Here is a 15,262-nt window from a genome sequence, read left to right as displayed (position 1 = left end):
TTATGAAAAAAAGAAGGGTCATTATTGTAACCGATGGGGACGAATATGCACGCAAAGCAATTGAGCATGTAGCTAAATCGGTTGGTGGCAGATGCATTTCGAGGTCATATGGAAACCCTACTACGTTAACAGGCAGTCAAACGGTAGAGTTAATTCTTCAAGCACCATATGATCCCGTCTTTGTGATGTTTGACGATAGCGGTTTCTTAGAGGAAGGGCCTGGGGAAGTTGCTTTGCTCCATGTAGCAAAGCATCCTCAAGTAGAAGTTCTTGGAGTGATTGCCGTTGCATCACGTACTCATCAAAGCGAATGGACAAGAGTGGATGTGACCATTGATCGTTTTGGGGAAATATCGCATTACGGAGTGGATAAAAGCGGAATTCAAGAGTTAGAAGTCGGACGAATTAATGGAGATACAGTTTACTGCTTGGATCAGCTTGATATTCCCTTAGTTGTAGGAATAGGGGATATCGGCAAAATGGCTAGGATGGATGATGTTAAACTGGGATGTCCTATTACAGAAAAAGCAGCAAGACTTATTTTAGAAAGGAGTGGTTCGTTTGGATAAGCTAGCAGAGCAGAAAACAGCTATTTTTTCGAAAGTACAAAAAAACGATCAGTGGTTCAAAGAAAATGCTAGTATGAACACAAGTTTTGATGTGGGCGTGCGTAAACTGCTTATTTTGGATCGAGAAGTTCACGTTTACTATGTAACAGGACTGTGCGATAGTTCATTTATTATTGAAATTACAAAAGTGCTCGTTCAAATTAATGATAATGAAGTTGAACGGGCAAAGCTGAAGGATATTGTTGAAAACCGTCTTATTCATCAGCAAGTCAAGCCTCTAAAGACGCTGGATGATGGAATGGTGTCGGTTTTATCAGGACTGCTATTCGTTTTAATTGACGGTGAAGAAGTTGGCTTTGAAGTCGATGTGCGTACATATCCTGGCAGATCCCCTGAAGAAGCCGATACAGAGAAAGTAATTCGCGGAGCAAGAGATGGATACACTGAAAACATCATTATCAATACAGCGTTAACAAGAAGACGAATTCGTGACGGAAGATTTCGTTTTGAAATTATGAAGGTAGGCGAACGATCAAAACTGGACGTAGCGATTGGGTACATAAATGGCGTAGCTGATCCAGGGCTGGTTAAACTGATAAAAGATGAACTTGAAGCAATTGATATAGATGGTTTGCCGATGGCTGACAAATCAATTGAAGAGTTTTTAGTCAAACAAGGAATTAATCCTTTTCCAATGGTACGTTATACAGAACGTCCGGACACAGCAGCAGCTCATGTACTAGAAGGGCATGTAATCATTATTACCGATACGTCTCCAAGCGTTATTATTACGCCAACTACGCTGTTTCATCACGTACAGCATGCAGAAGAATACAGGCAGTCTCCTTCTGTAGGAACGTTTATTCGCTGGATACGTTTTTTAGGAATTCTAGCTTCTCTTTTCTTATTACCGCTATGGCTATTATTTGTACTTGAGCCAGACTTGCTGCCGTCAAAACTGCAGTTTATTGGACCAAACGAAGCAACAAATATTCCAACTGTTGTTCAAATTTTCTTAGCTGATTTTGGGATTGAATTTCTGAGGATGGCGGCGATTCATACGCCGACGCCGCTTGCCACGGCGATGGGCTTGATTGCCGCCGCGCTTATTGGGCAAATTGCTATTGATGTAGGTCTCTTTGTTCCGGAGGTTATTTTGTATGTGGCTATTGCAGCAATTGGTTCGTTTGCAACGCCAAGCTATGAGTTAGCAGTAGCAAATAAAATGCTGCGATTGTTTCTGTTAATTTTTGTGGCGGCCTTTCATACTCCAGGGTTTCTTATTGCAACAACGTGTATCATTCTCTATATGGCGCGATTAAAATCGTTGAATACGCCTTATTTGTGGCCGTTTCTTCCATTCAACCCGCAGGCTTTATGGCAGATTATCATTCGCACACCGGTTCCTGGAGCAAATCCGCGTCCTAGTATTGTACATCCGCAGGACAAAGACCGCCAGCCTGCAAAACCTTAAACAAAATATGTGGTTGAAACCTGTATGAAGATGTGATAGATTTGTTTTAAATATGGAAAATAATAAATATTTAGACAGTTAGCAGCGAATTGCCGTTAACTGTCTTTTTTACACTATACACAGGAACGGGGTCTAAACATGTTTTTACACGGAACAAGTCGCATAAATAAGCAGGGTCATCTTGAAATTGGTGGAGTTGATACGGTTGAATTAGCATCAAATTTTGGGACACCCCTTTACGTATATGACGTGGCTTTAATTCGGCAGCGTGCTAGAGGATTTAAAGAAACATTTGAAAAGCATGGGGTAAAAGCACAGGTCGCTTATGCAAGCAAAGCTTTTTCTACAATTGCCATGGTCCAAGTCGTTCATGAAGAAGGTCTTTCGTTAGACGTTGTTTCGGGAGGAGAACTGTACACGGCTTTAGCAGCTGACTTTCCGAAAGAACGGATTCATTTTCATGGAAACAATAAAAGCCGAGCAGAACTAGAAATGGCTATCAAAGAAGATGTAGGATGTATTGTAGTTGACAATTTTTATGAGATTTCATTACTTCAGGAAATAACGGAACAGTATCAAAAAAAGATGCCTGTTCTTCTCAGATTAACACCCGGAATTGAAGCTCATACACATGATTATATCTTGACAGGGCAGGAAGACTCGAAGTTTGGGTTTGATCTTCAAAACGGTCAAGCAGACGAAGCTGTGCGTCTTGTACAAAATAGCAAGGGGCTAGAACTTTTAGGTATTCACTGTCATATAGGATCTCAAATTTTTGAAACAACCGGATTTATTATGGCGACTCAAAAGCTTTTTGCAAAAATGAAAGAGTGGAAACAACGTATAGAATTTGTTCCGCAAGTATTAAATTTAGGCGGGGGCTTTGGTATTCGTTATACGGAAGAAGATCAGCCTATTCCTGTTTCGCAGTATGTGGAAGTTATTATAGAAGAGGTCAAAAAGCAGTCTAAACAGTTAGAGGTAGAAATTCCTGAAATTTGGATTGAACCCGGCCGCTCTCTTGTAGGAGATGCTGGAACGACCCTGTATTCAATTGGTTCTCGTAAACATGTGCCTAATGTACGTGAATATGTAGCGATTGATGGAGGAATGAACGACAATATCCGTCCGGCGCTGTATCAAGCGAAATATGAAGCGGTCATTGCCAATCGAATGAATGATGAGAGTGATGAGCTTGTATCTATTGCGGGTAAGTGCTGCGAATCGGGGGATATGCTGATGTGGGATGTACATCTTCCAAAAGCAAACCCAGATGATTTATTAGCGATGTTTTGTACAGGCGCATACGGTTATTCTATGGCAAGTCACTATAACCGTTTGCCAAAGCCAGCTGTCGTGTTCGTAGAAGATGGAGAAGCACAGCTAGTCGTAAAACGCGAAACGTATGAAGACATTGTAAAAAATGACGTGAAATACAAAGTGACGGTAAAAAAGTAACGAGTGATTAACGTAAAAAAAAAGAGCCTCTTGTTCAAGAGGCTCTTTTTTTTATGAGAATAACGATTTAATAGCATTAATAATATCAACAAAGAATTGCTTTAATTTATCAAGAAATGATTGGCCTTCTTCTGACTGAAGAAATGTTGTTACTTTTTCCTTTGTCGCGGAAAGTTGGTCTTTTACTTGATTCCAATCGATGTTCATATCTTTTAAACGATTGAAAAAATCAACAAGTGTATTAAGCTCTGAATCTGTTAATTTAATACCTAAATCATCAGCCACTCGCTGAATTAACGTGCGTAAATCATCCTTTGTTTGAGGATTTTCTTTGGCAATTTCTTCTTTAATCGTTGCCATAAACTGCGCTGCTTTTTCTTTACCGATTTTTTCACCAAGCTCAGATGTCTGGACCATCTCTTCATTGGCTGCTTTTTTTACTTCTTCTGGGATTTTTTGATCTGTTTGAACTTCATATGCTTTCATAATACCTGTTAAAGCAGCTGTACCAGATACTTCAAATGGAGCGGTAATCTGGATTTTTGCATCTTTAACGCCGGCGGTCATCAAAGCATTAATATACATGTCGTCTGTAATACCATTAATATTTTGAGTTGATACGCTTAAACCTGAATCTTTTGAACCAAGGGTAATACTAGAAGATGAAATAGCACGAGATCCAATAGTAGCCTTTGGAATAAAGTCACCTAAATATTCATGCTCTTCTTGGTTTGTCACGGTTACTGTTTGAGCATTGCTTGGTGCATCGAGGTCATTTAATACCTGTTGCTTCTGAGAGCTGGTTAAGTCCTGACCTAATGTAATAATAACATCGCCCGGCGCAGCATCTGCAAAACTTTTTAAGGGTGCGGTTAGGAATAGAAGAAGACCTAATGTCACCATCATTGCTTTTATCGTTAATTTCAAACCTTTTTCCTCCTTTAATCCCATACTTGCCCTATTATAATACGGGCAGGTCTGAAGTAACAGAGTCAATTCATCATTTTCCCATAAATCAGTCTAGAGGCGTAGATTTCTATATGAAATGAAATCTATGTATCTCTATCACTGTATTAGACGGATGATACTATAAAAAGTTTCATCTCACAACTACTATTTTTTATTTAGAGCCCTACGAGAAGAAAGTGAAGAAGTGCATTCATTGAATTCATGAGCTTGTTTGTAGTAGAATAGAGTGAGTTTATAAATGTAAGTGTTCTACTCTAGGTGGCACTTACAACTTTTACGTTTTGCCGCTTTGATAGGGAAAACAGAGCCTATAGCGGTACTAATACATATATTGGAGGTCATTTATATGAAAAAAGCAAGTATTCTAATGGAAAATGGCGAAAAAATTCTAATCGATTTATTTCCGAACGAAGCACCAGGAACAGTAGAAAACTTTGAAAAGTTAGCTAATGAAGGATTCTACAACGGCGTAACGTTCCACCGCGTTATCCCTGGATTTGTTTCTCAAGGAGGAGACCCAACTGGTACAGGTGCTGGCGGCCCTGGCTACTCAATTAAATGTGAAACAGAAGGAAACCCTCACAAACATGAAGCGGGTTCTCTATCAATGGCACATGCTGGTAAAGACACAGGCGGCAGTCAGTTCTTTCTTGTTCATGAGCCACAGCCTCATTTGAACGGTGTTCACACTGTATTTGGGAAAGTAACAGAAGGACTTGATACAGTGTTAAAAATGAAAAATGGCGACGTAATGAAAGAAGTAAAAGTCTGGGAAGAATAAGAGCATATTGCTATAAATGGATATTAGCTGATAAAACGTCATAACAACCTTTTACAGGGGGTTACGGCGTTTTTTCTTCGCGCAACAGCTCAAAAAGCGTAATAGATTAGGTTTCTCATACACGCATGACATAGGACAAGCTTTTGTGTAATATTGCTATTTACTTATAAATTTTGTATGATAAAAGCAGTAAAAAACGCAGCGCATTAATTTGTAGGAAAGTTTGAGGACGAGGGAGAATCGTATGCTTATTCGCTATAAACGAAACTATGAAAAAATTGCCATGGGTCTTCTATCGTTTGTACCTACGGAAAAAGATTTAAAAAAACTTCAACAAACGATGAAAGAATATGAGCAAAACGAACATTGGCAGCTGTATCTTTGGAAGCAAGAAGAAGATATTATTGGGATTGTTGGCATTTCCATGCTCGATAAAAGTTTGATTGAGGTTCAACACGTCAGTGTAAACCCTTCACACCGCCAACAGGGTATTGGCAAAAAAATGATTAAAGCTCTTAAAGAAATGTATACGACTGCACAAATTAAGCCGAGTGAAATCATCGCTCCGTTTTATGAAAAGTGTCAGGCGGATGAATAAAAAAAGCATGATTAGGCGAGGTGTGAAAGCTTCTTTCACATCTTAGTCATCATAAAACAACAGGTAGCTTCTAGCTACCTGTTGTTTTGTTTTGCCAATAAGTTCGCTTGTCTTTCCGCAATCACATCTGACCGATCTCGCGTGCTGTGACGATGAACAATCGCATCATTTTGCAGATTAGAAGCTGATAACCAGACAAGCTGTTTATCAGTGCTTCTTTGTTTGCAAGCCCGTAATAATGCTGGATCTTCAATGGGCAAGTTAATACTTTTATATGGCTGATAGGTATCGGTTAAAGCTAATTGTTTGCGAAGAAGTTTAAGCAGTGAAGGATAATTAAGTCCAAGCTGTGCAATATTTTCTTCTTCCTTCGTTAAAATTGCCAGCGCCTTTTGCATCGTTCTTTTGGCTCCAGCGAAATTTTGGCGTCGATGATGATAGAGTGAAACAGCAATTTGAATAAGGCCAACCCAAATAATATTGCGGCGTCCTCTTTCGTCTTTTTTCCAGTGTTCTTCTAGCAGTTCATGACATTCAAAGTAATCCCGGTCGCCATGAAAATGAACTAAATAATCAATATAGGCTTGTGAATACAATCTTGTTCCCTCCTGGTAAGACTCTATATGTAGTGTATCACAAAAATTAGCTATTCATCAGCGCGGTGCCTTTAAAGAGACAAACGTGCTCAAGGTATGGCGAACACGTTTGTTTTTATTCAATATGTGTGGTTAGAAGCGTAAGCAAGAACAACCAACAATAATTAATAAAATAAACAGTACAACAATTAAAGCGAAACCGCTACCGTATCCACAAGATTTTTCACCCATGCGAGTTCCTCCTTCAGCCATTTCAAAATCTTATTACCTTGACATCATATGTATGTTTAAACTTTTTGTATGGGCAAATGACCTATTTTTACGTTAATTTGTATTGGACATGTGTCTATAATCCTCTATACTAATGATAGTAACGTTATATAAAGCAGCAGAAATGATAAGCAATTGAAAAGTGTTGGTGAGATAAAAGTGGAGTATAGTGTAAAAGTAGATGCGTTTGAAGGACCTTTAGATCTTCTTCTGCATTTGATTAACCGATTTGAAATTGATATTTACGATATCCCAGTAGCGACAATTACTGAGCAATATATGATGTTTATACATACAATGAATGAGCTTCAGCTAGACGTTGCCAGTGAATATCTAGTCATGGCAGCAACTTTGCTTCAAATTAAAAGTAAAATGCTTCTGCCTACGTATGAAGAAGATATGGATGAAATTGAAATGGTCGATGAAGAAGATCCGCGTGAAGAATTGATGCAGCGCTTAATTGAATATCGAAAGTTTAAAGAAGCGGCTGTAGAGCTTCAAAAGCTGGAAGAAGACCAAAGTCATGTGTATACAAAACCTCCAAGTAATGTGCAAATAAATGCAGAAGAACGTACGCAGCCTCAGGATGAAGGATTGGATATATCACTGTATGATATGCTAAGTGCTTTTCAAAAGTTGATGAAGCGAAAGCAAAACAAAAAGCCTATGCAGACGAAAATAGCAAGGCAAGACATTCCAATTGATAAGCGCATGAGTGAAATTGTGAATGAATTAAAAGCCTTTAAAGGGAAAAAAAGTTTTTATCAGCTGTTTCCTTATCAAGAGCGTGATCATATTGTTGTAACGTTTTTAGCTGTGCTGGAATTAATGAAAGAAAATGAAATCGTTGTGGAACAGCAGCACAATCTAGACGAGCTTTATGTATCGTATCGAGAAAGGAATGAAGAGGAATGACAACGAATAATCTACAGGCTATTATTGAGAGCTTACTTTTTGTTTCTGGTGATGAAGGTCTATCCATTAGCCGGTTAGCTGAGATTATAGAAAAGCCTCATGAAGACATTCAAGGTGCTCTGGAGAGCTTAGAGCAAGAGTGTAAGTTCAGAGGAGTTACACTTGTTGAAATAGGAGGGGCCTATCAGCTTGTTACAAAAAAAGAGTATGCACCATATATTGAGAAGCTCGTAGAAGCTCCTGCTAATCAATCGTTATCACAAGCAGCGCTTGAAACGTTAGCAATTGTAGCGTATAAGCAGCCAATTACAAGAGCTGAAATCGAAGAGATTCGCGGAGTGAAAACGGAAAGACCTCTTCAAACTTTAATTGGAAAGGTTTTATTAAAAGAAGTGGGACGAGCGGAAGGCGCAGGTCGGGCCATCTTATACGGAACGACAAAAGAATTTTTAGGCTATTTTGGTCTTAAAAGTATCGAAGAGCTGCCGCCGCTTCCAGAAGATTTATTACAAGAAGGAACCGATCAAGAAGCAGATTTGTTTTTCCAATCGTTTCAAGAAATGAAGTGAAAATGTAAAAGAACATAGAGTTTTTTCTATGTTCTTTTTTGTATGGACAAATCTTTTCATTCATAACCAAAAAAGACGAGCATAAACTTGTACAAACAGGTAGAGGGACGGGGATGACATGAAAAGAAGCAAAAAAAGTATCATCTATCTATTTATTGTATTGCTATGTCTCAGCGGTTGGCCTTCCACATCATCTGCAGCGGGGAGCGTAAGTGCTCATAGTGCTATTTTGATGGAACAGAAATCAGGGAGAGTATTATATGCTAAAAATGCAGATCAAGTTAGCCGAATTGCTAGCATTACAAAAATTATGACAGCAATACTGGCGATTGAATCTGGCAAAATAAATAAAACAGTTACCGTTAGCCACAGCGCAGTTGGTGTTGAAGGTTCTTCTGTGTATTTAGTTGAAGGTGAAAAAATAAAATTAAAAGATTTAGTATATGGCCTGATGCTTCGTTCAGGTAATGATGCTGCTGTAGCTATCGCAGAAGCCGTTGGAGGAAGCGAAGATGGATTTGTTTATTTGATGAATAAAAAAGCAGAAGAAATTGGCATGACAAATACAACATTTAAAAATCCGCATGGATTAGACGATCATGAAAATCATCGCTCAACAGCGCACGATATGGCTCTGCTCATGCGCTATGCAATGAATAATAAAATTTTCAAAGAGATTTCAGGAACAAAAGTCTATCGAATGAAGCATCCTGAAGAGAAATGGGATCGAGTGTGGAAAAACAAAAATAAACTGCTGACAACACTGTATGCATACTGTACTGGCGGAAAAACAGGGTATACAAAATTAGCAAAACGAACGCTTGTAACAACTGCTACAAAAGATGGAATGGATTTAATCGCCGTAACGATTAATGCCCCAGATGATTGGAACGATCACATTTCCATGTATGAAAATGCATTTGATAAATATGATATGACCAGTTTAGCTGCAAAAGGCGAGTTGGCAGATATAAAAGATTCTTTTTATAAAGATCAGCTGTATATTAAACGAAATGTTGTCTATCCGCTCACCAAGAAAGAACAAAGCTCTGTAGAAGTGAAAACAACGTTGATTCAGCCTAAAAAGCAGTGGAAAGAAACAGGAGAAGTTCCAAATGTGGTAGGAAAGCTCGATATTTATAGAAGTGGAGAGACGATTGACAGTGTTCCAATTTATTTCGAAAAGCAGTCCGAGCAGCAAAAAGGTTTCTTTGATAAAGTGAAGCGATTAATGTTTATTCAGTCTGGAGCCAAAACAGATGGTTAATATTATTTGGATGCTGCTGACCATTATCGGAATTGTTTTTGCGATTATAAATGGAAAAATTGGTGATGTAAACAAAGCAATTTTTCAAGGAGCAGGCGAAGCAGTGACCATCAGCATTGGGTTAATCAGCGTGCTGGTCTTTTGGTTAGGGATGATGAATATTGCTCAAAGTGCAGGGCTTCTCGACAAGTTAGCGAAACTGTTTCGACCCATCATTACAAGACTTTTTCCTGATGTTCCAAAAGATCATCCGGCCCTAGGGTACATATTGTCCAATATGATGGCGAATATGTTTGGACTCGGGAATGCGGCAACTCCTCTTGGCATTAAAGCGATGGAGCAGCTTAAAAAGCTAAACGGCGATAGAGACGAAGCAAGCCGTTCTATGATCACACTTTTAGCACTTAACACCACCAGTTTAACACTTATACCAACCACAGTTATTGCCATTCGGATTACGTATAACTCGGCTAATCCTACTGAAATTGTCGGTACCACGCTTTTAGCAACTGTTGTAGCTACGATAGGAGCTATCATCATTGATCGCTTCTTTTATTATCGACGTACACGAAAAGGAGGAAAACGAAAATGACTATGCTTAATCAAGTATCATTGATGTTTATTCCTCTTATTGTAGGATGCATTTTACTTTATGGGACCTATAAAAAAATTCCTACGTATGAAAAGTTTGTAGAGGGAGGGAAAGACGGATTACAAATTGCTTTTTCCATCATTCCTTACTTAGTCGGCATGTTAGTGAGCATCTCTATTTTTCGAGCTTCAGGAGCGCTTGATTTTTTCTTATCTGTTTTAAAACCTATGCTGCAAGCAGTCGGCGTTCCGGCTGAAATTGTACCTTTAGCTCTTATCAAACCGATATCTGGAACGGCTGCTCTTGGTATCACGACGGATTTAATTTCTACATACGGACCTGATTCTTTTATCGGTCGTTTGGCATCGACCATGCAGGGAAGTACAGATACCACATTTTATATTTTAACGGTTTATTTCGGAGCGGTTGGCATTAAAAAAATGGGAGATGCGCTGAAGGTTGGTTTACTGGCAGATTTGGTAGGAATTATTGCCTCAGTTGTCATTGTAATCCTTGTGTTTGGCCGGTAAGAAATCGAAAATTCTACCTCTGAGTGGCAAATAGACTTGTGTATTACTTCGTAAACAAGTAAGATGTTACAAGAGGTGAAGTGTTAATGGAACGATTACAAAAAGTGATTGCTCACGCAGGTGTAGCATCAAGACGTAAAGCTGAAGAATTAATCGGCCAAGGCCGAGTGAAAGTAAATGGAAAAGTTGTAAGAGAATTGGGCACGAAAGTAGGTCCTAACGATAAAATTGAAGTAGACGAAGTGCCGGTAGAAAGCGAAGCGCCCGTTTATTTTATGTTATACAAACCAAGAGGCGTCATTTCAGCTGCTAACGACGACAAGGGAAGAAAAACAGTCGTTGACTTCTTTCCACATGTAGAAGAAAGAATTTATCCGATTGGACGTCTGGACTATGATACGTCGGGTTTACTTCTTTTAACAAACGACGGTGAATTTGCCAATCAGCTAATGCACCCTAAATTTGAAGTGGACAAAGTGTATGTGGCTAAAATTAAAGGAATTCCAAGTCGTGAAAAAATCAGACAGCTGCAGCGCGGTGTGATGCTTGAGGACGGAAAAACAGCACCAGCTCGTGCGAAAGTTCTTTCTATTGATAAAAGCAAGCAGACGGCAATTGTGGAATTGACGATTCACGAAGGGAAAAATCGTCAAGTACGTCGTATGTTCGATGCAATCGGACATTCTGTCTTAAAATTAAAACGTGAGCGCTACGGACCTTTAGATTTACGCGGATTAAATGCAGGAGAAGCTCGTGAGCTTACAGCGCATGAAGTCAAACAATTATATTCAATGTCTCAAACAGGTAAGTAATTTTCACTTACCTGTTTTTTTTTATGAAAAATGTCGTGAATTAGAAAAACAAGCAAGGTTTTTTGAAAAAATGTCGAACTTGTAGAATGAGAGGAAGACTTCACAGAAACGTCGAAATATTATCGGAAAGCCACTACCAAAAAAATGATATAATGGTAGAAAAAAAGCGTATTGAAAGCGGTTAAAAGGAGTTCGTGCCATGAAAAAAAAGCGCTTGATTATTCGAACAGTGATATTAGCAGTTTTGCTGTGCGCGGTTGGATATACCCTTTATGCTCAATTTTTTGCTGATAAACAAAAGGTATCGGTAGGAGATAAGGCACCTGACTTTATATTAAGAGATATTAATGGAGAAACTCATCAGCTATCAGATTACAAAGGTAAAGGAGTTTTTTTGAATTTTTGGGGAACTTGGTGCAAGCCCTGTAAACAAGAGATGCCTGCTATGGAAAAGCAGTATGCAGCATATAAAAAGCAAGGCGTTGAAATTTTAGCTGTTAACGTTGCAGAAACGAATATAGCGGTAGAGCAGTTTGCTAAACAATACGGGCTATCGTTTCCAATTTTGATGGATAAAGATTCACAAGTTTTGGGTGCGTACGGAATAGATCCTCTTCCGACTACATTTTTAATTGATAAAAACGGAAAGATTGTAGACAGCTTTATTGGCGGGTTGGAAGAATCTAAAATAAAAGAATATATGGAAGAAATTAAACCATAGGGAGTGTTGACAATGAAACACGTGAAATGTGAGTGTGGACACGTTAACCCGCATGGTACGATTTTGTGTGAAGCCTGTGGTAAGCCGATTGCAGAAGAAACGACTGATAAATTAGTAGATATGCGTTATGAAGGAAGCGCAAGGCGATCGCAAACGTACAATAAAACAGTTATCGATAAAGTATGGAATTTTTTCTCTTCTGTAAAGGTAGGCATTTGGATCATTATTGTGACGCTTGTTGCGTCTGCAGTCGGAACCATTTATCCTCAAGAAGCTTACATACCACCTAATGTGACAGCCGATGAGTATTATCAAAAGGAATATGGATGGACAGGAGAGCTTTATTATAAGTTAGGTTTTCATCATTTATATGAATCATGGTGGTACTTGCTTTTAATTGCTGCTTTAGGAATGTCGTTAGTCATTTGCAGTTTAGATCGAGTAGTGCCTTTGTACCGAGCTCTAAAAAAGCAGAGTGTAACAAAACATCCAAACTTCTTAAAAAGACAGCGTTTATATAGCATTTCATCATCGTGGACGGATCAAGATTATGAACATGTAAAAAGCATGCTCAAAAAAAGAAGATACTCTATTCGTGAAGAAAACGGCAATCTGCTGGCTGAAAAAGGACGCTTCTCAAGATGGGGTCCATACGTTAATCATATCGGTCTCATTATCTTTTTACTAGGTGCTATGCTTAGATTTGTACCAGGTATGTATATAGATGAAGTTCTTTGGATCCGTGAAGGTGAAACAAAAGTTATTCCTGGGACGAACGGAGAGTATTTTTTGAAAAACCATCGTTTTACTGTTGAAACGTATGATAAAGATAGCGAAAGCGCCGTGTTTCAAGAAGCAATCGATCGTGCAGGGAATAATAAAGTAGCCAAAAAATATGAAGCGGATGTTAGTTTGTATAAGCGCGAAGGAAAGCTTATACCGGGAGCAGATCCAAAGTTAAAGAAAATAAAAGATTCAGAGATTCGTGTGAATCAGCCGCTTAAGTTTGAAGGATATGCCATGTACCAAGTGGATTTTAAGTTAAATGAATTTAGCTCTATGTCTTTCCATTTAACAGATAAAAATGCAAATAGAAACGTTGGTTCACTTACAGTAGATTTACATAATCCAAAAGAAACATATAATTTAAAAAACGGATATAAAGTCAAGCTCATGAGCTACTTTCCAGACTTTTTCTTTGATGATGAAGGAAATCCAAATACAAAGACCAGAGTGCCTAACAATCCTGCTTTTGTATTTAAAATGATTACGCCTCAGCATAAAAAAGGGGAAGTTGCTTTTGTTGGAATTAGAGAGAACTTGGAGCCGCTAGGAAATAACGATTATAAAATGACCTTTGCTGGTGTGGAAACGAAAAATGTAACAGGGTTAACCGTTCGCAGAGACTATACGCTTTGGTTTTTAGGAATTGGCGGAGCCATCTTTATGATTGGTGTAATTCAAGGGATGTATTGGAATCATCGCCGCATGTGGATTCAAAAAGTCAATAATGAGATATGGTTGGCCGCACATACAAATAAAAACTGGTATGGGCTTAAAAAAGAACTAAATGGTTTATTAGAATCAACATCTCTTACACAGCTGAAGGACTAAAATGATAAAGAAACAAAATAGGAGGAAAAAGCATGGATTACGCGAGTATAAGTAGTAATTTACTGTATGTGGCGTTTATTGCTTATTTAGTTGCAACCTTTTTTTTCGGAGGAGCTATTCGAGATAAGCGAGCAGCTCAAAAGAAAACAAAGTGGGCAACGTTTGGAATTGCGGTTACCATCATCGGCTTTATTGCACAGATTGGCTACTTTATTACAAGGTGGATTGCATCAGGCCACGCTCCTGTTAGTAATTTATTTGAATTTACGACGTTTTTTGGCATGATGCTTGTTGGCGCATTTATTGTTATTTACTTTATTTATCGTCTTAGCATGCTTGGACTTTTTGCATTGCCGGTGGCTCTTTTAATCATTGCCTATGCAAGCATGTTTCCAACTGAAATTACGCCGCTGATACCGGCTCTCCAAACGAATTGGCTGCATATCCACGTTACAACCGCAGCTACCGGTGAAGCCGTGCTTTCCATTAGCTTTGTTGCAGGATTGATTTATTTAATCAAAACGATTGACCAATCCAAGCGAAATAAAAAAGCATTTTGGCTGGAATTCATCCTGTATACGCTTATTAGTACGCTTGGGTTTGTAGCGGTGACGCTGGCTTTTAATGCGGCTCACTACGAGTCATCATTTAATTGGGTTAATAAAAGTGGAGAACAAGAGCAAGTCGTATATCATATGGTTCCGCTAGTGGGACCGCATCAAAGTGAGTGGACAGATGGGAACGATATACAGCCACTTATTGATATGCCCGCTATTATCAATGCTAAAAAATTAAATACGGTTATTTGGTCGTTAGGCGGTGGCTTTGTATTATATTGGCTGATTCGTCTTATTTTACGGAAGCGAATTGGAGCCGCGCTGCAGCCGCTTGTGAAGCAGGTAAACAGCGACTTGCTTGATGAAGTAAGCTACAGAGCAGTGGCGATTGGATTTCCTATTTTTACACTAGGAGCACTTATTTTTGCTATGATTTGGGCTCAGATGGCCTGGACGCGCTTTTGGGGGTGGGACCCTAAAGAGGTGTGGGCGCTGATCACCTTTTTATTTTACGCCGCTTTTCTTCATCTTCGGCTGTCGAAAGGGTGGCACGGTGAAAAATCAGCTTGGCTGGCAGTTGGCGGGTTTGCCATCATTATGTTCAACTTAGTGGCTGTGAACCTAATTATTGCAGGTTTACATTCATATGCGTAACCTTTAATAATAGAATAGAGGCTGAAATGAAGATATTTTAGTTGAAGGAAGATCCGAACGAATGAGATTCTTGATGGAGAATCTCATTCGTTCGGATTTTTTCATTGAGATGGTGAACGCAAGGTTCGTGTATGTAGGTGCTTATAGCCTTGAAACAAGCGATCCCTACTAGCTTCTTTATTTTATTTATTCAGCTGTAGATTACATGGATTTCGTTGCGTCTCAGCCTCTTTTTGGTAAAAAAAGCTGTTTTTCGTAAAGGTGTTCACGAATTGTCACATTGTTTGGGTATCATAAGTAGAACTCGCCGGTTTTT

General features: G+C 38.9%; 17 protein-coding genes. 14 read left to right on the top strand and 3 right to left on the bottom strand.

The annotated features are described in order from the left end of the window. Positions 1-2: 2 nt before the first annotated feature. The 3 genes from spoVAEA (at position 3) to lysA (ending at position 3,501) form a co-directional block, all read left to right on the top strand. Positions 3-569, top strand: coding sequence for a stage V sporulation protein SpoVABEA (gene spoVAEA, locus ACFX40_RS09530; RefSeq protein WP_028410707.1), 567 nt, complete (start codon positions 3-5; stop codon positions 567-569). Further along, the gene (locus ACFX40_RS09525; protein ID WP_028410708.1) at positions 562-2,043 is read left to right on the top strand and encodes a spore germination protein; all 1,482 of its coding nucleotides are present in this window, start codon (positions 562-564) and stop codon (positions 2,041-2,043) included. The genes spoVAEA and ACFX40_RS09525 overlap by 8 nt, the downstream gene beginning before the upstream one ends. Positions 2,044-2,181: 138 nt before the next feature. After that, positions 2,182-3,501 (top strand): diaminopimelate decarboxylase, encoded by a 1,320-nt coding sequence (gene lysA, locus ACFX40_RS09520; RefSeq protein WP_028410709.1) that lies wholly within the window; start codon positions 2,182-2,184, stop codon positions 3,499-3,501. A gap of 51 nt (positions 3,502-3,552) precedes the next feature. On the opposite strand, the gene ACFX40_RS09515 is transcribed toward lysA, so the two are convergent. Next, a complete protein-coding gene (locus tag ACFX40_RS09515; protein WP_013059065.1) occupies positions 3,553-4,428 on the bottom strand; it encodes a DUF1002 domain-containing protein in 876 nt (291 codons plus the stop codon). Positions 4,429-4,816: 388 nt separating this feature from the next. Between ACFX40_RS09515 and ACFX40_RS09510 the strand changes: the two genes are divergently transcribed. Then, positions 4,817-5,251 (top strand): peptidylprolyl isomerase, encoded by a 435-nt coding sequence (locus ACFX40_RS09510; RefSeq protein WP_013059064.1) that lies wholly within the window; start codon positions 4,817-4,819, stop codon positions 5,249-5,251. 244 nt (positions 5,252-5,495) lie between these two features. Then, positions 5,496-5,849: a GNAT family N-acetyltransferase gene (locus ACFX40_RS09505; protein ID WP_013059063.1), complete on the top strand. Its 354-nt coding sequence runs from the start codon at positions 5,496-5,498 to the stop codon at positions 5,847-5,849. A gap of 74 nt (positions 5,850-5,923) precedes the next feature. Here ACFX40_RS09505 and ACFX40_RS09500 read toward each other — a convergent pair whose 3' ends face one another. Further along, the gene (locus tag ACFX40_RS09500; RefSeq protein ID WP_028410710.1) at positions 5,924-6,445 is read right to left on the bottom strand and encodes a DUF309 domain-containing protein; all 522 of its coding nucleotides are present in this window, start codon (positions 6,443-6,445) and stop codon (positions 5,924-5,926) included. 132 nt (positions 6,446-6,577) lie between these two features. After that, positions 6,578-6,676, bottom strand: a complete 99-nt coding sequence (locus ACFX40_RS09495; protein ID WP_170836726.1) for a YjcZ family sporulation protein — start codon at positions 6,674-6,676, stop codon at positions 6,578-6,580. A gap of 198 nt (positions 6,677-6,874) precedes the next feature. Between ACFX40_RS09495 and ACFX40_RS09490 the strand changes: the two genes are divergently transcribed. The 9 genes from ACFX40_RS09490 (at position 6,875) to ccsB (ending at position 14,946) form a co-directional block, all read left to right on the top strand. Continuing rightward, positions 6,875-7,630 (top strand): segregation/condensation protein A, encoded by a 756-nt coding sequence (locus tag ACFX40_RS09490; protein WP_013059060.1) that lies wholly within the window; start codon positions 6,875-6,877, stop codon positions 7,628-7,630. After that, complete coding sequence (gene scpB / locus ACFX40_RS09485; protein WP_013059059.1) at positions 7,627-8,199, top strand: SMC-Scp complex subunit ScpB; 573 nt, start codon at positions 7,627-7,629, stop codon at positions 8,197-8,199. The genes ACFX40_RS09490 and scpB overlap by 4 nt, the downstream gene beginning before the upstream one ends. A gap of 118 nt (positions 8,200-8,317) precedes the next feature. After that, complete coding sequence (locus ACFX40_RS09480) at positions 8,318-9,466, top strand: D-alanyl-D-alanine carboxypeptidase family protein (RefSeq protein WP_028410711.1); 1,149 nt, start codon at positions 8,318-8,320, stop codon at positions 9,464-9,466. Next, complete coding sequence (locus tag ACFX40_RS09475) at positions 9,459-10,058, top strand: nucleoside recognition domain-containing protein (RefSeq protein WP_013059057.1); 600 nt, start codon at positions 9,459-9,461, stop codon at positions 10,056-10,058. Before ACFX40_RS09480 ends, ACFX40_RS09475 begins: the two co-directional genes overlap by 8 nt. Beyond that, positions 10,055-10,588, top strand: coding sequence for a spore maturation protein (locus tag ACFX40_RS09470; RefSeq protein WP_013084923.1), 534 nt, complete (start codon positions 10,055-10,057; stop codon positions 10,586-10,588). Before ACFX40_RS09475 ends, ACFX40_RS09470 begins: the two co-directional genes overlap by 4 nt. Before the next feature lie 86 nt (positions 10,589-10,674). Then, entirely contained in the window at positions 10,675-11,400 is a 726-nt protein-coding gene (locus ACFX40_RS09465; RefSeq protein ID WP_013059055.1) for a pseudouridine synthase, read from the top strand. A 199-nt stretch (positions 11,401-11,599) separates the two neighbouring features. After that, complete coding sequence (resA, locus tag ACFX40_RS09460) at positions 11,600-12,121, top strand: thiol-disulfide oxidoreductase ResA (protein WP_377254838.1); 522 nt, start codon at positions 11,600-11,602, stop codon at positions 12,119-12,121. 12 nt (positions 12,122-12,133) lie between these two features. Further along, positions 12,134-13,735 (top strand): cytochrome c biogenesis ResB family protein, encoded by a 1,602-nt coding sequence (gene resB / locus ACFX40_RS09455; RefSeq protein WP_377254835.1) that lies wholly within the window; start codon positions 12,134-12,136, stop codon positions 13,733-13,735. Positions 13,736-13,767: 32 nt separating this feature from the next. Further along, complete coding sequence (gene ccsB / locus ACFX40_RS09450) at positions 13,768-14,946, top strand: c-type cytochrome biogenesis protein CcsB (protein WP_028410714.1); 1,179 nt, start codon at positions 13,768-13,770, stop codon at positions 14,944-14,946. Positions 14,947-15,262: the final 316 nt, after the last annotated feature.

The sequence above is a fragment of the Priestia sp. YIM B13552 genome, from assembly GCF_042787775.1.
Classification (GTDB): Bacteria; Bacillota; Bacilli; order Bacillales; family Bacillaceae_H; genus Priestia; species Priestia megaterium_E.
This window is presented reverse-complemented; position numbering and strand designations above follow the sequence as displayed.

Coding starts and splice junctions, on each gene's coding strand:
- spoVAEA (WP_028410707.1), top strand. CDS start 3: ATGAAAAAAAGAAGGGTCATTATTGTAACCGATGGGGACGAATATGCA.
- lysA (WP_028410709.1), top strand. CDS start 2,182: ATGTTTTTACACGGAACAAGTCGCATAAATAAGCAGGGTCATCTTGAA.
- ACFX40_RS09510 (WP_013059064.1), top strand. CDS start 4,817: ATGAAAAAAGCAAGTATTCTAATGGAAAATGGCGAAAAAATTCTAATC.
- ACFX40_RS09505 (WP_013059063.1), top strand. CDS start 5,496: ATGCTTATTCGCTATAAACGAAACTATGAAAAAATTGCCATGGGTCTT.
- ACFX40_RS09495 (WP_170836726.1), bottom strand. CDS start 6,676: ATGGGTGAAAAATCTTGTGGATACGGTAGCGGTTTCGCTTTAATTGTT.
- scpB (WP_013059059.1), top strand. CDS start 7,627: ATGACAACGAATAATCTACAGGCTATTATTGAGAGCTTACTTTTTGTT.
- ACFX40_RS09480 (WP_028410711.1), top strand. CDS start 8,318: ATGAAAAGAAGCAAAAAAAGTATCATCTATCTATTTATTGTATTGCTA.
- ACFX40_RS09475 (WP_013059057.1), top strand. CDS start 9,459: ATGGTTAATATTATTTGGATGCTGCTGACCATTATCGGAATTGTTTTT.
- ACFX40_RS09470 (WP_013084923.1), top strand. CDS start 10,055: ATGACTATGCTTAATCAAGTATCATTGATGTTTATTCCTCTTATTGTA.
- ACFX40_RS09465 (WP_013059055.1), top strand. CDS start 10,675: ATGGAACGATTACAAAAAGTGATTGCTCACGCAGGTGTAGCATCAAGA.
- resA (WP_377254838.1), top strand. CDS start 11,600: ATGAAAAAAAAGCGCTTGATTATTCGAACAGTGATATTAGCAGTTTTG.
- resB (WP_377254835.1), top strand. CDS start 12,134: ATGAAACACGTGAAATGTGAGTGTGGACACGTTAACCCGCATGGTACG.
- ccsB (WP_028410714.1), top strand. CDS start 13,768: ATGGATTACGCGAGTATAAGTAGTAATTTACTGTATGTGGCGTTTATT.